The 16701-nt window shown below is 70.9% G+C and carries 18 protein-coding genes; 11 read left to right on the top strand and 7 right to left on the bottom strand.

Going from position 1 to position 16701, the window contains the following annotated elements; genetic code table 11:
* A complete protein-coding gene (locus GA0070561_RS19225) occupies positions 1-1638 on the bottom strand; it encodes an ABC-F family ATP-binding cassette domain-containing protein (protein ID WP_091402665.1) in 1638 nt (545 codons plus the stop codon).
* Between the two features lie 62 nt (positions 1639-1700).
* On the opposite strand from GA0070561_RS19225, the gene GA0070561_RS19220 reads away from it, so the two are divergent.
* The 4 genes from GA0070561_RS19220 (at position 1701) to GA0070561_RS19205 (ending at position 3941) form a co-directional block, all read left to right on the top strand.
* The gene (locus tag GA0070561_RS19220; RefSeq protein ID WP_091402662.1) at positions 1701-2471 is read left to right on the top strand and encodes an ROK family protein; all 771 of its coding nucleotides are present in this window, start codon (positions 1701-1703) and stop codon (positions 2469-2471) included.
* Positions 2472-2590: 119 nt separating this feature from the next.
* Positions 2591-2959, top strand: a complete 369-nt coding sequence (locus tag GA0070561_RS19215) for a tetratricopeptide repeat protein (protein ID WP_091402659.1) — start codon at positions 2591-2593, stop codon at positions 2957-2959.
* A 119-nt stretch (positions 2960-3078) separates the two neighbouring features.
* Positions 3079-3333 carry a Smr/MutS family protein gene (locus tag GA0070561_RS19210; RefSeq protein WP_007465523.1) on the top strand — a complete coding sequence of 85 codons (255 nt, stop codon included), beginning with the start codon at positions 3079-3081 and terminating at the stop codon, positions 3331-3333.
* Positions 3334-3374: 41 nt separating this feature from the next.
* Positions 3375-3941: an NUDIX hydrolase gene (locus GA0070561_RS19205; RefSeq protein WP_091402656.1), complete on the top strand. Its 567-nt coding sequence runs from the start codon at positions 3375-3377 to the stop codon at positions 3939-3941.
* Here GA0070561_RS19205 and GA0070561_RS19200 read toward each other — a convergent pair whose 3' ends face one another.
* On the bottom strand, positions 3942-5351 hold the full coding sequence (locus GA0070561_RS19200; protein ID WP_091402654.1) for a helix-turn-helix domain-containing protein: 1410 nt from the start codon (positions 5349-5351) through the stop codon (positions 3942-3944). It lies immediately after the preceding gene.
* Between the two features lie 148 nt (positions 5352-5499).
* Here GA0070561_RS19200 and GA0070561_RS19195 point away from each other — a divergent pair, with 148 nt between their 5' ends.
* Positions 5500-5838, top strand: a complete 339-nt coding sequence (locus tag GA0070561_RS19195; protein ID WP_091402653.1) for a hypothetical protein — start codon at positions 5500-5502, stop codon at positions 5836-5838.
* Positions 5839-6249: 411 nt separating this feature from the next.
* Complete coding sequence (locus tag GA0070561_RS33640) at positions 6250-6423, top strand: hypothetical protein (protein ID WP_167362443.1); 174 nt, start codon at positions 6250-6252, stop codon at positions 6421-6423.
* A 15-nt stretch (positions 6424-6438) separates the two neighbouring features.
* Here the strand turns inward: GA0070561_RS33640 and GA0070561_RS19180 are convergent, their stop codons facing one another.
* From GA0070561_RS19180 to GA0070561_RS19170, 3 genes are all read right to left on the bottom strand, one after another.
* Positions 6439-6783, bottom strand: coding sequence for a hypothetical protein (locus GA0070561_RS19180; RefSeq protein WP_141710402.1), 345 nt, complete (start codon positions 6781-6783; stop codon positions 6439-6441).
* Between the two features lie 164 nt (positions 6784-6947).
* Complete coding sequence (locus tag GA0070561_RS19175) at positions 6948-7442, bottom strand: GNAT family N-acetyltransferase (RefSeq protein WP_208603805.1); 495 nt, start codon at positions 7440-7442, stop codon at positions 6948-6950.
* A gap of 31 nt (positions 7443-7473) precedes the next feature.
* Entirely contained in the window at positions 7474-8100 is a 627-nt protein-coding gene (locus tag GA0070561_RS19170) for a class I SAM-dependent methyltransferase (protein WP_091402644.1), read from the bottom strand.
* Positions 8101-8175: 75 nt separating this feature from the next.
* Between GA0070561_RS19170 and GA0070561_RS19165 the strand changes: the two genes are divergently transcribed.
* Positions 8176-8673: an NUDIX hydrolase gene (locus GA0070561_RS19165; protein ID WP_091402642.1), complete on the top strand. Its 498-nt coding sequence runs from the start codon at positions 8176-8178 to the stop codon at positions 8671-8673.
* A gap of 130 nt (positions 8674-8803) precedes the next feature.
* Here the strand turns inward: GA0070561_RS19165 and GA0070561_RS33100 are convergent, their stop codons facing one another.
* Together GA0070561_RS33100 and GA0070561_RS19150 are read right to left on the bottom strand one after the other, a co-directional pair.
* Positions 8804-9496, bottom strand: a complete 693-nt coding sequence (locus GA0070561_RS33100; RefSeq protein WP_141710401.1) for a hypothetical protein — start codon at positions 9494-9496, stop codon at positions 8804-8806.
* Between the two features lie 272 nt (positions 9497-9768).
* Positions 9769-12189: a M28 family peptidase gene (locus GA0070561_RS19150; RefSeq protein ID WP_425255903.1), complete on the bottom strand. Its 2421-nt coding sequence runs from the start codon at positions 12187-12189 to the stop codon at positions 9769-9771.
* 290 nt (positions 12190-12479) lie between these two features.
* Between GA0070561_RS19150 and GA0070561_RS19145 the strand changes: the two genes are divergently transcribed.
* The 4 genes from GA0070561_RS19145 to GA0070561_RS19130 are packed head-to-tail and all read left to right on the top strand — an operon-like array spanning position 12480 to position 16660.
* Positions 12480-13679, top strand: coding sequence for a PP2C family protein-serine/threonine phosphatase (locus GA0070561_RS19145; protein ID WP_091402636.1), 1200 nt, complete (start codon positions 12480-12482; stop codon positions 13677-13679).
* Positions 13676-15409, top strand: coding sequence for a sensor histidine kinase (locus tag GA0070561_RS19140; protein ID WP_091402632.1), 1734 nt, complete (start codon positions 13676-13678; stop codon positions 15407-15409). The genes GA0070561_RS19145 and GA0070561_RS19140 overlap by 4 nt, the downstream gene beginning before the upstream one ends.
* Positions 15406-15858, top strand: coding sequence for a response regulator (locus GA0070561_RS19135; protein ID WP_030491688.1), 453 nt, complete (start codon positions 15406-15408; stop codon positions 15856-15858). The genes GA0070561_RS19140 and GA0070561_RS19135 overlap by 4 nt, the downstream gene beginning before the upstream one ends.
* Positions 15851-16660 (top strand): inositol monophosphatase family protein, encoded by an 810-nt coding sequence (locus tag GA0070561_RS19130; protein WP_091402604.1) that lies wholly within the window; start codon positions 15851-15853, stop codon positions 16658-16660. Before GA0070561_RS19135 ends, GA0070561_RS19130 begins: the two co-directional genes overlap by 8 nt.
* Positions 16661-16701 lie beyond the last annotated feature (41 nt).

Genomic DNA, 16701 nt, shown 5'->3' with positions numbered 1-16701 from the left:
TCAATCCTCGGCGATCCGCCCGGCGTCGACCCGCAGTCGCCGGTTGGTCTCGATGGCGGCCAGCATCCGCCGGTCGTGGGTGACCAGCAGCAGCGTTCCGGGGTAGCTGGCCAGCGCCGATTCGAGCTGCTCGATGGCGGGCAGGTCCAGGTGGTTGGTGGGCTCGTCCAGCACCAGGAGGTTGACCCCACGGCCCTGGAGCAGGGCCAGCGCGGCCCGGGTCCGCTCACCGGGGGAGAGGGTGGCCGCCGGTCGGGGCACGTGCGCCGCCCGCAGTCCGAACTTGGCCAGCAGGGTCCGCGCGTCCGCCGGCGACAGGTGGGGTACGGCCGCCTCGAACGCGTCGATCAGCGGTACGTCGCCGAGGAACAGCCCGCGGGCCTGGTCCACCTCGCCGACCACGACGCCGGGCCCGAGCGAGGCGGTGCCGGCGTCCAGCGGCAGGCGGCCCAGCAGCGCGGCCAACAGGGTGGACTTGCCCGAGCCGTTCGCCCCGGTCACCGCGACCCGGTCCGCCCAGTCGATCTGGAGGTCGACCGGGCCGAGGGTGAAGCCACCACGGCGTACCACGGCTCCGCGCAGCGTGGCCACGACGGCGCCGGCGCGGGGCGCGGCGGCGATCTCCATCCGCAGCTCCCACTCCTTGCGGGGCTCCTCGACCACGTCGAGCCGTTCGATCAGCCGTTCGGTCTGCTTGGCCTTGGCGGCCTGCTTCTCGCTCGACTCGCTGCGAAACTTGCGGCCGATCTTGTCGTTGTCGGTGGCCTTGCGGCGGGCGTTCCGCACGCCCTTCTCCATCCACCCACGCTGGGTGCGGGCCCGAGCCTCCAGCCCGGCCTTGGTGTCGGCGTACTCCTCGAAGTCCGCGCGGGCATGCCGGCGGGCCACCTCGCGCTCCTCCAGGTAGGCCGCGTAGCCGCCGCCGTAGTGGTGCACCTGCTGCTGCGCCAGGTCCAGCTCCACGACCCGGGTCACCGTGCGGGTGAGGAACTCCCGGTCGTGGCTGACCAGCACCGTGCCGGCGCGCAGCCCGGTGACGAACTCCTCCAGCCGCTCCAACCCGGCCAGGTCCAGGTCGTTGGTCGGCTCGTCGAGCAGGAACACGTCGTACCGGCTGAGCAGCAGCGACGCGAGCCCGGCCCGGGCCGCCTGACCGCCGGAGAGCCCGGTCGTCGGGTGGTCCAGGTCGACCGCGAGCCCCAGGTCGGCGCTCACCTGTTCGGCGCGTTCGTCGAGGTCCGCGCCGCCGAGGGCGAGCCAGCGCTCCAGCGCGTCGCCGTACGCGTCGTCGGCGCCCGTCGCCCCGGCGGTCAGCGCCTCGGTCGCCGCGTCCAACGCCGCCTGCGCGGCGGTCACCCCGGTCCGGCGGGCCAGGAAGTCCCGTACCGTCTCGCCCGGCCGTCGTTCCGGCTCCTGCGGCAGGTGTCCGACGCTCGCGGTGGGCGGGCTGAGCCGTACGCTGCCGGCCTCGACCGGCAACAACCCGGCGAGGGTACGCAGCAGCGTCGACTTGCCGGCCCCGTTCGGCCCGACCAGCCCGACCACGTCGCCGGGGGCGACCACCAGGTCCAATCCGGCGAAGAGCGGGCGGTCGCCGTGCCCGGCGGCCAGGTCCTTGACGATCATCGTGGCGCTCATCAGGACGGCAGCCTATCCGGCCGCCCGCATACGACCGGCCGGCAGCGGGCAGACTCAACGACGTGGTGACCACACTGGCGATCGACTGTGGCGGCGGGGGCATCAAGGCGTCCGTGCTCGACGAGGCGGGAACGATGCGGGCCCGGCCGTTGCGGGTGCCCACCCCGTACCCGTTGCCGCCCGCGCTGTTTGTCCGGACCCTGCTGGATCTCGGCGGGCGCCTGCCAACGGCGGACCGGCTCACGGTCGGTGTACCCGGGATGATCCGGCACGGAGTGGTCGTGAGCACTCCGCACTACGTGACCCGCAACGGCCCCCGCAGCCGGGTCGACCCGGACCTGGTCGCCGAATGGTCCGGCTGGGACGCGCGCGGCGCGCTGGCCGACGCGTTCGGGGTGCCGGCGCTGGTGCTCAACGACGCCGAGGTGCACGGGGCCGGAGTGGTCGCCGGCACCGGCTGCGAGCTGGTGCTGACCCTCGGGACGGGGCTGGGCAGCGCGCTCTTCGACGGCGGGGTGCTCGCACCACACCTGGAGTTGTCGCACGCGCCGGTGCGCTGGGGCACCACCTACGACACGTACGTCGGCGAGCCGGAACGGCGGCGGCTCGGCGACGCCTTCTGGTCCCGTCGGATCCGGCAGGTGGTGGACGGCCTCCGCCCGGTGTTCCGTTGGGACCGGCTCTACCTGGGTGGGGGTAACTCCCGACTGATCCGGCCCGAGCAACTGACCCGGATGGGCGACGACGTGGTGGTGGTGCCGAACACCGCCGGAATCGTCGGCGGTGTCCGCGCCTGGGAACTGTCCGCCGGACGCCGGGACGCCCGAACCTGACCCTTCGGCGGCCGTAGGGGGCCCGAACTGACCTGATCTCGACCCCGGGAACAGTCGCCAAACTCCCGGTGTTGTGCCAGCGTCGGAACAGGTGACGGTGCGACCCGAGGAGGTGGCAGATGGATCTTCTGGCGGACTACCGGCGGGCGACCATGTTCTTCGAAACCGGTGACCCCAGCGGGGCAGCCCGACTGCTGGAGCCGATCATCGACGCCGAGCCCGGCAACGCGGCGGTCCGGCAACTGCTGGCCCGGGCGTACTTCCAGTCGGCCCAGCTCAACCGGGCCGAGGAACATCTGCGTGAGCTGGTCGAGCGGGACCCGAGCGACCACTACGCGCACCACGTGCTCGGTCGGACGCTGGAGCGGCTGAACCGACACACCGACGCGCTGCGGCACCTGCGGATCGCCGCAGCGATGTACGCGGCCAACGACGACTACCGGATCGCGCTGGAGCGGGTGGAGACCCGACTGGGTGGCCGGCGCTGAGCCGGATCGGTGACGCGTGCGGGGCGGTCCTTCGGGGCCGCCCCTTCGTCGTCGTCGGGCGACCTGCCGGACGTGCCTAGGATGGCGGACATGGGACCTGACCGGCCGGGGGCTGCGGCATGAAGCTCAAGCTGGACCTGCACGAGATCTTTAACAAGGGCCAGGACATCGACCGGGCGTTGCGCGGGATCATGGACGAGGCGGTGGCGAAGAAGGCCACCCTCGTCGAGATCATCCCCGGCAAGGGGTCCGGCCAGCTCAAGAAGCGGGTGCTGCGGTTCCTCGACCAGAAGGACGTCAAGCAGCTCTACCACCGCGTGGAGAAGGACTCGAAGAACTTCGGCCGCCTCTTCGTCCACTTCCGCTGGAAGTAGCGACGGCACGCTGTCCGCGCCGGTGGTCGGATACTGGGCGGGTGACGGAGGAGCAGGTTACCGAGTCGACGCGGTGGACGATTCACGGTGAGCGGGTGGTGGACGGCAGCCGGCGGGCGCGGTTGAGCATCGCTGACGTGGAACTGCCGGATGGGGTCCGTTTCGAGCAGTACGTGATTCGGGCACCCCGGTCAGTCATGGTTGCGGTGCTCGACGAGCAGGAGCGCCTGCTGCTGATACGGCGGCACCGGTTCGTGTTCGACCGGTGGGTGTGGGAGCTGCCGGGAGGTTACGTCGACGACGGTGAGCAGCCGGCGATATGCGCGGTCCGGGAGGTCGAGGAGGAGACCGGATGGCGTCCGGGTGCGGTGGAACCGATGCTGTCGTTCCAGCCGTGGGTGGCGACCGCGGACGCGGAGAATCTGTTGTTCCTTGCGCGCGGTGCGCTACACATCGGTTCGCCGGTGGACGTCAACGAGGCCGAGCGGGTGGCCTGGATGCCGTTGGCGGAAGCGCGGGACCGCGTGTCCCGGGGTGAGATCGTGGGATCCGGCACGGTGATCGCTGTGTTGGAGCTGGTCGCGCGCAAAGCCCGAGGTGAGCTGTAGTCAGATGTGTCGACCGAGGGTCACATCGACGCGGTTGATGAAGTGTCGGACGGCTGGCCGGCGGCGGTGCACTGTGAGTTCGGTTTGCAGGTCGCGTAGGTACCGGACGGCTCGGGCTGACCGCAGTTGAGAGGTCAACGTGAGCGCTTGGGCCCCGATGGCGCTGGCGCGATCGGGCTCGCCGCGGTGGGCGTGAATGGAGGCGAGGAGAGTGAGGTTGAAGGCCTTCCCACGTATGTAGCGTTCGTCCATTTGCAATGAGCGGACAGTGAAGCGTTCGGCCTGCTGGTGGTGGCCGAGGGCGTGGAAGCAGTGGCCGAACTTGGCTGACAGGTACGCCTCGTCGAAGTAGCCGAGCCACTGCGGGTCGCTGCTGCGGTCGGCCCGGTCGAGGGTCTGTTCTGCCTGGTGCAGCGCGGTGGTGCAGGCGCGTTCGTTGCGTGCGGCGGCGTGGGCATGAGCTTCCATGACCAGCGCCTCGGCGCTCAGCACCGAGAGGCCGGCGCGTTGTGCCGTCTGCCGGGCGGCGCGGGCGAGATCGACGCCGGTGGCGTTGTGACCGAGGTAGGTGGCTTGGTGGCTCATCGCGGCGAGGATTTCGGCGCCGAGCCCAGCATCGTCGGCAGCTCGGGCGAGGTCGAGGGCGTGGGTGAGGTATCGCTGGGCGAGGCCGTGTTCGGCTGTGTCATATGCCTGCCAGCCGGCGAGCTGGGTCAGCTCGGCGACGGCGGCGAGTAGCTTTCGGCCGGTCGCCGGATCGTAGCGGCCCTCGGTCAGCAGGGGCGTGACCTCGCGGTTGAGGTAGCGGGCGAGGGTTTCGCGGGCGTGGCCGCCTCCGTGCTGGTTGTCGAGTCGTCGATAGGTCGAGGTCATCTCACGGATGGTGTCGATGTCGGGCTGACCGACTGACCGGTGACCGTTCTGGGTGACGGGTTGTGTGGTGGGGGCGATGAACCACCGCAGCGCGGGCAGGGTGTAGCCAGCGGAGCTGAACACTGTCTGGCGGAGCATGTCTCGGCGGTTCACGTCGCCTTCCCACAGCTGCGTGGCGGCGCGGACGTCCTCGCGCCAGGATCGGTCGTTTGGCACATCGCCCTGCGGGCTGCCGGGGGTGGGACGACGTGATTGGTGGCACGGTGCGAGGCCGAGCGACATCCGGACCTCGTCCGGCATACCGCAACCGTCGGCGATCCGCTCCAACACGTCGATGGAGGTCACCTTCCGGCCGGCGATTACCCGGCTGACGTAGCCCTGTTCGAGGCCGACCACGGCCCCGATGCGCGTTTGACTCGCTCCCGCATGCCGGGCAAGCAGCCGGAACAGGGCGCCGATGTCTCGGGCACGCGCTGCGGTCCTGACGTCCTCCCGCGACCAGAAGCCGTCCGGAATCCGAAGATGATCGAGTAGCACAGCCGCCCCCACCGTCATCGAGTGACTACGCATCGTGCACGACCTGGAGCTTAATTCTGGTCCCGGTGCAGGTCGAGCACGCTCATGTCACCGTGACATGGCTAGCGGACATGGCCGCGAGACCGCAGCCGGCAGGACCGTCTTGGGCATGTTGTTCGATGTCGATAACCCGCCGGTCGAGCCACCTGACGGCTGTCGCCACCGGCTGCTGTGGCGTCTCTGCCGAGCACTGTGGGAAGACCACCACCGCCCCGACTGTGCCGGCCACAACCTCACCGTCGGCTGCGCGCAGAACGACCAACTCGTGTTGTGCCACCTGGCACGCCTCGCCGTAGAAGGCCTGCGAACCGCTAACGGCGAGCAGGCCGTCGCGTCACCGCTGTGGCTCGGTTTTGCGCGGAGCCGCATCGCCACGGGCGACATCAACCTCGCCGCCGTCATGGCGGAGGCACGCTGGCACCGCCGCCGCGCAGGCCCGACGGGGTGACGATGGCTGCCATACACGGCATAGAGGCCCTCGTCGACCACGCCCAGACTCAAGTCGACGCTGCCGACGAACTCCTGAACCACCACGACGAGGTCGGACTCGACCTGTGCCGGTGCGGCCGGCCCCACCCTTGTCCAGAGCGACTGCGGTGGCTCCAGAGGCGAGCGCACTTCGTGCACCTTATCGGCGGCTCACGATGACCACCCACGGCCCGGTGATGCCGATCTGGACCTGCGGAGGCTGCAACGCGCCCTGGCCCTGCCGGACCCGACAGCAAGAACTACGCGCTGAGTACGAGGGCGCATCCGTTTCCCTGGCGCTCTACATGGGCGCTCAACTGGTCTGCGCCTCGCAGGACCTGACCTGGGTGCCGGCAGGGGTCCTGCACCTTCGCTTTCTCGGTTGGACCCGATGAGCATCCTTCGCCGGGGCGACGAGAAGTTTCACTACAGCGACGGCTCCCACAAGTGGATCCCGCCGGACCCCGACTACGATCAAGACGTCTGGGACGAGCAAATTCGCCAGCACAAACATGGCCACCTGCGAAACGAGCGTCCGAAGGTCCGCGTCCAGCGGCTGATCTGATGTGAGCGGCGGCAGTCAGAGGCTGGCGATGAGGATTCCGCACACGGCCAGCGGAAGCACCGCGGACAGGCTGCCCAGCACGGCCGACGAGCGGATCCGGGTACGGGCGACGAGGACCCAGAGCATTGCCAGGCTGACCAGCAGCGCGAGGAACAGCGCGGGCGTAGCCACGTAGAGCCCGAAGCGCAGCGCCCGCGACCGTTCGGAGTCGCATACCTCGCCGCAGGCGGCCGGGACCGACCCGGAAAGCGTGGTGACGAATAGGCCGAACGACACGACAACGGCCACGTACCAGCCGACCAGCACCAGGAAGGATGAGCGCGCGTCAACGAGATGAGTGCGTGACGGTGCCAGAGTCATGAGCGAAGTATCCGCTGCTGCGCGAGCGGGGTCAGCCCCCGAGGGCATCGGCGCGGGAGCCGTGGCCCGGTCGGGCGGCGGGGCCAGTACTGCGGACGGCCAGCTCCAACGCCAGGGTGATCGTTACGCATGCCCAGAAAGTGACTTGGCTTGGCACTAACGCGTCAGGTCCCGATCTCAGCGACCATCGTGTCCGCGTCCTCGAACGACTCAACCGTGCGGAACCCTTCAGCGGCGTACAACCTCGCGGCGAAGTTCGCCCGCTCCACGCTCAGCGACACGGTGCGGATGCCACGTTCTCGTGCGGCGTCCAGAACGGCGCGCAAAAGCACCCGGCCCACACCCCGGCCTCTCCAGGTTTCCACCACCCCGATAGTCAGCTCCGGCACGTCGTCACTCACGTACCCATAGCCGGGATCAGCGGCGTTCAGGCATCGGAACCAGGCCGCGCCGACTGACCGATCAGCTCGGTCCACCGCAACCAGGCCAAAGTCGTTTGGCTGCATCCACCCGCTGACGTAGTGAGCCAGCGCGGGATTCGCCAGGATCTGCTCGCGAGACCAGTTGCGCTCAGGCAGCCAGTTCACGGCCTCCACGAGCATGTCGACCAGGAATTCAGAATCAGCCGAGGTGGCTGCGCGGATGCCGAGGTCAGTCACCGCCGAAGCCTCGCACACGGCTCGGACCAGGTCAGCCCTGTGGGCGCTGCGCCCAGAAGAGGGCGTGCGCGCTGCTGCCCTCCGGGACGAAATCCTCGGCGATGATCGTCAGTCCCGCCTGTCGAAGCCATGAGCGGTAACTGGAGGCGTCGGCGTGACTCCACCACATGGTGGCGGGGCCATCGAGCCAGTTGTCCTCGGTGCCTGTCCAGGCGGTGTTGCCAACGGTGGTGAGCAGCCAGCCGCCGGGGCGTAACCAGGTGGCGATGCTCTTGATGAGCTGCGGCTGATCGGCCAGGGGCATGTGGATGAAGGCGTACAGACAGACCACGGCGTCGAACGAGGCCGGCGGCAGGTCGAGCCGGGTGGCGTCGGCGCGGAGAAAGGTGCCGTCGGGCACCAACCGGCGCGCCCGCTCAATCTGCACGTCGCTGATGTCAACGCCGGTGACGCGGTGTCCGGCGTTGGCGAGGAAGCGGGCGACGGGCACCCCACAGCCGCATCCGAGGTCGAGGACTGCTGCTGAGGCAGGTAAACGCTGGTGTAGGCCGGCGAGCCATGGAGCGTACTGGCCGTCGTCGGCGTCGTCGGATCGATAGTGGTAGGAGAGTGCGTCGTACCCGCGTCGGACCACGTCACGCTCGTCGCTCCTGCTCATTCCGGGAACGCTACGCATCAGGCCGCTATCCCGTCGCGGGCGTCGACGGTGATCGTTGACCCGTAGGGTGTCCTGATGTCGACGGTGAACCTGCGGCGATCGGCGCGTGCGGTAGTCGTCGATGAGGACGACCATGTTCTGCTGCTCCGACTCGCCATTCCCGATCCGGCTGGCACGATCGCCGTCTGGATCACTCCTGGCGGTGGCGTCGAAGACGGCGAGACGCCACTGGCCGCCCTGCGGCGAGAGCTGCGCGAAGAGGTTGGTCTTGCTCTCGATGCCGACCCGCCTCAGGTCTGGCGCCAGGAGATAGTCGCCGCCGGGTTCGCACCCGGTCACGACGGCATCGTGAACGACTACTTCCTCGTTCGGACCGCGTCGTTCACGCCGCGCGGTTCCATGAGCGATGAAGAGCTCGCCGCCGAGCACGTCATCGGCTGGCGTTGGTGGTCGCTGTCAGAGATCAGGGAACACCGCGGCCCGGAACTGTTCTCGCCACGTGACCTCGCCACGCCGTTGGCCGCATTGATCGCTGACGGAGTGCCAACCCAACCCGTCGCTCTCGGCCTGTGAACGTCTGAGGGAAGACGGGAGCACCGGCGCCTCTTCGGCTACCTCGCGGTGATCACCGTCGACGGCACGTCGGCCTTCGGACGTCCGTTCCTCAACCGCGTCGCTCAGGCCGTCACGACGTACTGCTGGGTCAGGCGGGTGGCGTTTGCTGGCGGCGCCGGCGCTCGATGTCCCGCTGGACCTCGGGATCCCACAGGGACGCGTTCCAGTCCTCCGGCTGCGTCTCGATGTCGAGCGCCAACCGCGCGGGCTGACTCCCCGCCTGTCCCGGCCGAGCGTCGTCCATTCGCTGTGGCGGGATGCCCGTACCGGTGGGGTTGCTCTGGGGTGCGGGGGTGGCCGGCTCAGCGAGCCGGCGCGCGGCTCTGCGGTGAGTGATCAGGGCGCCGATGCCGAGCAGGATCGCGGCGGCCGCCCGGACGACGTGGAAGGCGGTCGGGGTCTTCATCGGCAGGAGGTACGACAGGGCGAGGAGCAGAGCACCGGCTCCGATCGCCCAGTGGCGGACCGCCGCCGCAGCGATCGAGTGTGCCTCGATGACGCGCTTGGTGACATTCGACCAGGTGAGGAAGGCGGCGAAGAGCGCCAGCGGCCCGGCGATCGACAGGGCGGAGATGACCTTTCCGCTCGGCGGCGTCAGCAGGTCGGCGGTGATCGCAGCCCGGACCAACGAGAGCCCGGCGAACAGCGCCGCGAGCGTCACCAGCGCCCACTGGGCCGCCTGCCAGTACCCGGGTGGCTGGGGCAGCGGCGTGGCACCGCCGAGGCAGGTGTGCCCCTGCCCAGGATGGTCGAGCTGGCTCCCGCACGTCGAGCAATTCATGCCGCACCGTCCCCCGTGCTAGCTGTAGCGACGCGCCAGGCTAGCAGCGCTGTCGGGGCGCAGGGGGGTAGCTGTGTGGAGGGTCAGCCCGCGAGGGCGTCAGCGCGGTGCCGTGGCCGCCGCCCTCGCCTACGCGTCGATGGACCGCTACGACGAGAGCCGGGTCTTTCCCGTCGTCGCCAAGTGCTGGCCAACCCGAACCGGTGGGCTGATCGGAAGAGAGGAAACGGTGGTCCGACGGAGCGGTCTTTCCGCCGGACCACCGTTTCCTCTCAGATGGGATAGGTGCGGGCGACCGCCAACATCTCTGAGCTGTGCGACCCGACGACGCCGACAGCCGGCGGCCGGGGGCGGAAGCCGGGCAGCGCGTCCAGCCCGTCATTGGCGTCCATGGCCCGCAGCGCGACCTGCCCGGCGATCGGGCGAACTGTCAACGTGACCTCGATGCCCTCCGCTGGCGGGGCGTGGAACACCAGCCCGAAGCCCCACTTCCCGGCGCGGGGCTCCACCGGAACCGACCGTCCCGCCACCTCGGCGCGCAGCACTGTGGCGGTCGACGTGTCGACGTGCAGGGTGGCGAGCCGGGCGGCCCGCTGCGGGGTGAGCCGCAGCCGCAGCGTGCGCTCGCCGCCCGCAGTGGCGTCGGCCAGCACCTCCAGCTTCGGTGCCGGCAGGTTCGCCGACTGCGCCGGACCGGCCCGCAGTTCGCCGTCGCCGAGCCCGGGGAAGTCGTCGCCGACGTCGGTGACCCCGTCCACATAGCCGTCCGTCCACGGCTGCGGGTCGCTCTCGTGGCTGAGCCAACGGGCCTGGCCGGTGCCGGCGTCCATGGCGTACATCAGGTGGGTGGGGGCGGGGTGGGCGGCGTCGAAGCGGTCGACACCCAGGCCGACCCCGGCGAGCACCACCGCCGCCACGGCGGCGGCGCCGGCCGGCAGCACCGCGAGCCGCCGGGCCCGCAGCGCGAGCAGACCACGCTGGCCGCCGGCCTGCGGGTGCAGCAGGTCGACCACCGGCAGGGCGACCAGGCCGAGCAGCACTGCGACCAGCGCGGCCACCCCGCCCATGGCCATCCCCAGCGCGGGGAAGAGCAGCACCACTGTGGGCAGCAGGATGACCACACCCACGGCCGCGGCGGCCGTCACGGCCACCACCGGCCACGGTCCGGTCTGCCGGGTACGCAGCGCGACCAGCCCGCCGAGGGCGCCGGCCAGCGCCGGCACTGTGGTGAGGTACGCCCCACCCGGCACCGCCACGGCGAGCAGCACCCCGAGCAGGGCCAGCCAGGCCAGCCCGCCGACGGCGAGCGCGGCCGGGCCGATCCGGCGGCGGGTCAGCGCGTACCAGGTGAACAGGATGGCGGTGGCGAGCGCCAGGACGGCCAGCCGGTACCAGATCGGCCGGTACGGGTCGAGCAGCTCCGCGTACCCCGGTCGGATCGTGGTGATGGCCAGCCAGAGCAGTTGGGCGGCGACCGGCGCGGCGACGATCGGCACCAGGGCCAGCGCGAAGCCGGCGGCCAGTCGGCCGGTGCTGGCCCGCCCGCTCCGGCGGGTCAGCCAGCCCAGGGTGCCAACCAGGGCCACCGCGAGCAGGGCCAGCGGCACTGTGAGCCAGCCCGGGTAGCGGACCAGCCCGCCGGGGACGGGGAAGTAGGTGGCGTCGTGCCCGGAGCGCAGGTCGGTCAGGTCGGTGTCACCGAACTCCCGGGCCAGGCCCAACGCGTTGTCCCCGTGCTGCTGGAGGCTGCCCCGGTCCATGGCGGCCGGGGTGTCCAACGGCGTGTGGTAGATCGCGCCGCCGTCGATGTACGCCGAGTTCAGCCCGACGAACTTCTGATCGAGGAAGGCGGTGAAATCGGTGTCGTTGGGCAGCGCGCGGTAGATCTCCACCGCGAACGAGGTGCCGACCGGGTGTGGGGCGGCCCGACCGAAGATGTCCACCAGCTTCGCGTTGTTCCGGGACGTCTCGAACATGATCACCGGCCCGGTGGAGCCCCGCGCCTCCAGGTTGAGCACCACACCGCCGTCGGCGGCCAGCGGGTGGCTGGCCGCGAACGCGGCCGCGCCGCAGAGGCACGCCTCCTCGGCGTCGGTCAGCACGAAGACGATGTCGTTGCGCGGACGGGGGCCGGTGGTCAGCGCGCGGGCCACCTCCAGGATGGTCGACGTGCCGGCCGCGTCGTCGTTGCCGCCCGGCCCGGTCTGCACCGAGTCGTAGTGGGAGACCAGGAAGACCCGACCCGTCGAGTCGGTGCCGGGCAGCCGGGCCACCACGTTGCGGACCCGGGCCACTGTCGCCCCGCCCGCTGCTCCGCTGAGCTGACCGGCCTCCGGTGCCACCGTGTCCTGCACCTCGGTCTCCAGGCCCAGCCCCCGCAACTGCTGCTCCAAATGCGCGCGGACCTCTTCGTTGGCCGGGCTGCCGGCGACGTGCGACCGGGCGGCGATCACCTGGACGTCCTCGTACGCGCGGCCGGCGCTGAACGCGCCGGCTGGCGCGTCGGCCGACTTCGGGGCCGGGGTGCGCAGGTCGAGCAGACTGCCGGCGCCGACCGCGGCCAGCGCGACCAGCGCCGCCGCGGCGGCCACGAGCCGCCGCCGCGGCCGGGTCAGCGCGCGGCTGGCAGGGTGTACGCCCGGAATCGGACGGGGCGGCGTGCCCGTCGTGACCGGGGTGGTGGGTGCGCCCACGGGAACTCCTCGGGGGGTGGTGGGGCCTGGGGTGGGATCATCCTGCCCGTCGGGCGCTGCGGATGGGATGGCCGGTGGGTCCCGCGTCCATCAGCCGCCCGGTTTGTCCATGGCCGAGCAGTGATGCGCCCCATCCCCGCCCGCGCCGCAGGCGTCGTGTTGTGTGCGACCGTTGTCTAATACAGGATCAGCAGGGCACTCGGAAGGAGCCCGACATCACCAGCGAACTCCCGCGTCTGGCGGCGGTGACCCGGCCGCACCGGGGGGCCGGCTTGGCCGGTTCCCCAGTTGTGCCGTACCCGCACGGTGGCCTGGCGCGGCACGCCAACCTGCCGCCCGGTGAGCGGCTGCGGGTGCTGCTGGTGGAGGACGACGAGGGCGACGCCTTCCTGGTCGGTGAGCTGCTCGCCGAGACGAACTCGATGATCGACCTGCTGGTCGCCACCAGCCTCCGGGAGGCGCGGCAGCGGATCAGCGACGTCGACTGCGTCCTGCTCGACCTGGGCCTGCCGGACGCGCAGGGGCTGGACGGGCTGCGCCAGGTGTTGGAGATGTCCAGCGGCGCCGCGGTCTGCGTGCTGACCGGCCGCACGGACGAGCACCTGGGCGTCGTGGCGGTCGCCGAGGGTGCCCAGGACTACCTGGTCAAGGGCCAGGTCGACGGGGTGCTGCTGACCCGGGCGCTGCGCTACGCCGTGGAGCGTAAGCGCGCCGACGAGAACGCCCGCCGGTTGCGGGAGGTCGAGCTGCGCCAGGCCGAGTCGGCCCGACTCGAACGCGGTCTGCTGCCCCAACCGCTGATGACGACCGACGAGGTCGCGGTGCACACCTTCTACCGGCCGGGCCGGCACGCCGCGTTGATCGGCGGAGACTTCTTCGACGTGGTGCAGACCCACCCGGACCGCCTCGACCTGATCGTCGGCGACGTCTGTGGGCACGGGGTGGACGAGGCCGCGCTCGGGGTCGAGCTGCGGGTGGCCTGGCGTGCCCTGGTGCTCGCCCGGGTGCCGGACGACGAGGTGCTGCCCGCCCTGGAGCAGGTGCTGATGAGTGAGCGCCGCCTCCAGGAGATCTTCGCGACGGTGGCCACCGTCAGACTGGATCTGGACGCCAACCGGGCCACCGTCCGACTGGCCGGGCACCCGCCACCGCTGCTGCTCTCCGGCGGCCGGGTCGCCCCGGTGCCCGCGCCCGGCGGCCTGCTGCTGGGCGTACGACCTCGCCGGCCGATCGCCTACGACCTGGAGTTCGACACCGATGACTGGTCCCTGTTGATGTACACCGACGGCCTGATCGAGGGGCGGGTGGGCGCCGGCAACGAACGGCTCGACGTGCCGGGCCTCAGTGGCTTGCTGGACGAGCCGGCCAACCGTTCGGTGTCGCTGCCCGAGCTGCCGGCGTGGTTGGTCGGGCGGGCCGAGCGGCTCAACGGTGGCCCGCTCGCCGACGACGTGGCCATGCTGCTGGTCAGCCGGGGCGGTGGCCGGTGAGGCCGGTGGTCGGCGGCTGGAGTCTCCGCCGCCGGGTGATCACCCTGCTCACCGTCGTGGGCTTCCTGTTGATCGGGCTGGCCGGCGCGGAAGCGGCGATGGCCGCTCGCAACCGCACCCAGATCGACGCGGTCCTGAACGAGACCGGCCCGTTGCGGGTGCAGTCGCAGGAACTGCTCAACGCGCTGCTCGACCAGGAGACGGCGATCCGCGGGTACGCGGTCAGCGGTGACCAGGACGACCTGAACCCCTACCGGGAAGGGCTCGCCCAGGAGCAGAGCGTCATCGCCTCGATGCGGACGCTGCTCGACGACTATCCAGAGATCAGCCAGGAGCTGCGGACCGTCGAGGAGCGTGTCACGCAGTGGCGGCGGTCGGTCGCGGAGCCGGTGATCGTCACCACCGAGCAGAGCGGCACCACCGCCGGCCAGGCGTTGGTCACCGAAGCGGCCCGGCAGCAGTTCGACGAGGTGCGTTCGGCGGTGAACGACCTCCAGTCGGAGGTCCTGGCCGCCCGGGAGCAGACCGCCACCAACGTGCGTACCAGCAGCAACGTGCTGGTCGTCCTGCTGATCGTGGCCGCCCTGGTGGTGGTCGTGGCCGGTGCGGTGCTGCTGCTCTCGCTGGACCGGATGGTGGTCCGGCCACTGACCGGCCTCGCCACCCAGGTCCGCGAGGTCGCCGAGGGCGACTACCAGCACCGCATCGCCACCGTCGGGCCGCCGGAGTTCATCCAGCTCGGCGAGGACGTGGATGCGATGCGGCAGAAGATCGCCGCCGACCTGGCCGAGGTCCGGGCCGCCCGCGAGCGCATCGAGTGGGTCAACAGCCAGCTCCAGAAGCAGGCCGAGGAGCTGACCCGGTCCAACCGCGACCTGGAGCAGTTCGCGTACGTGGCCTCGCACGACCTCCAGGAGCCGCTGCGTAAGGTCGCCAGCTTCTGCCAGCTGCTCCAGCGCCGTTACGCCGGGCAGCTCGACGAGCGGGCCGACCAGTACATCGCGTTCGCGGTGGACGGCGCGCAACGGATGCAGCGCCTGATCAACGACCTGCTCGCGTTCTCCCGGATCGGACGGCTCACCACCGGCTTCGTCGAGGTCGACCTCAACAAGGTGATGGGCGACGTGGCCGGCCAGACCGAGGCCGCCCGGCAGTACGCGGACGCCGAGTTGACCTGGGACGAGCTGCCGGTGATCTCGGGTGAGGAACCGCTGCTCACCAACCTGCTGGCCAACCTGGTCAGCAACTCGATCAAGTTCCGCCGCCCGGACGTGCCGTCGAAGGTGCACGTCTCGGCCCGGTTGGTGGGCGCCGAGTGGGAGATCACCTGCCAGGACAACGGCATCGGGATCGAGCCGGAGTTCGCCGACAAGATCTTTGTCATCTTCCAGCGGCTGCACTCGAAGGACGCGTACCCGGGCACCGGGATCGGGTTGGCGATCGTCAAGAAGATCGTCGAGTACCACGGCGGCCGCGTCTGGGTGGACACCGACGTGCCGGAGGGCACCGCGATCCGGTTCACCCTGCCGGCACTTCCCGAGGACGTCGCGGCGGCTGCCGCCGCCGATTCCGCTGAGGAGCCGGACGCCCCGACCGTGGGCGACACGGCGCCCTCGACCGAGGCTCCGGCAGCGCTGACGGAGCAGGCCGACGGCCCGGACCAGCCGGACCGGGCCGACGAGACGCTGGGAAGCGGTAGAACGGGTGACATGAGGGAGACGGTGGGATGACCGCGCCGGCGGATGGCAAGAGCCCGATCGAGGTCCTGCTCGTCGAGGACGACCCGGGTGACGTGCTGATGACCCAGGAGGCGTTCGAGGAACACAAGCTGCGTAACCGGCTGACCGTCGTCTCCGACGGGGCCGAGGCGCTCGCCTACCTGCGCCGGGAGGGTCAGTACGCCGACGCGGTGGCGCCCGACCTGATCCTGCTCGACCTCAACCTGCCCCGGCGCGACGGCCGGGAGGTGCTGGAAGAGATCAAGAAAGACCAGGACCTGCGCCGGATCCCGGTGGTGGTGCTCACCACCTCGCAGGCCGACGAGGACATTCTGCGCAGCTACCAGCTGCACGCCAACGCCTACGTGACCAAGCCGGTGGACTTCGAGCGCTTCATCTCGGTGGTCCGTCAGATCGACGAGTTCTTCGTCAGCGTGGTCAAGCTGCCGCCGCGTGGCTGACACCCTGCTGGACGACGTCGGTGGCCTGCTCTGGGAGGCCGCCGACCAGGTCGTGCTGCCACTGTTCCGCAAGCTCGACGACGACGACGTGTCGGAGAAGGCGCCCGGCGAGGTGGTCACTGTCGCCGACCGCCGGGCCGAGGAGCTGCTCTCGGCGGGGCTGCGCCGGCTGCGCCCGGGCTCGATGGTGGTCGGCGAGGAGGGTGTCGCCGACGATCCGGGGTTGCTGCGGCACCTCCGCGACAGTGGGGACGTCTGGCTGGTCGACCCGGTCGACGGGACCGCCAACTTCGCCGCCGGTCGCCGGCCGTTCGCCCTGATGGTGTCGCTGCTGACCGACGGGCGGCCGACCGCCGGCTGGATCCTGGACCCGCTCGCCGGCACTCTCGCCGCCGGCTCGGCGGACGAGGGCACCCTGCTCGACGGCCGACCTGTGGACGGCTCCGGCTCGGTGCCGCCGTTCGGCGAGCTGCGCGGCGCGGCGATGACCAAGTTCCTGCCGCCGGAGACCCGCGACCGGGTCCGTGCCGGCGGTCGGCGGCTCGGTGAGCTGCTGCCCGGCCAGCACTGCGCCGGTCGGGAGTACCTGGACATCCTCACCGGCGAGCAGCAGTTCGTCCTCTTCTGGCGCACCCTGCCCTGGGACCACGCCCCGGGCACCGTGCTGGTCCGTGCCGCCGGGGGTGTCGCCCGCCGGTTCGACGGCGTCGACTACCACCCCGCCGACGACGGCCGCGGTCTGCTCGTCGCGGCCAACGAGCAGGTCTGGGCCGAGGTGCGCGACGCGCTTCTGAGCACCTGATCCGCGCGCTGCGCGACCACGTTGGGACGCTCCGTCGACAT

Source organism: Micromonospora saelicesensis (assembly GCF_900091575.1).
GTDB lineage: Bacteria > Actinomycetota > Actinomycetes > Mycobacteriales > Micromonosporaceae > Micromonospora > Micromonospora saelicesensis.
This window is presented reverse-complemented; position numbering and strand designations above follow the sequence as displayed.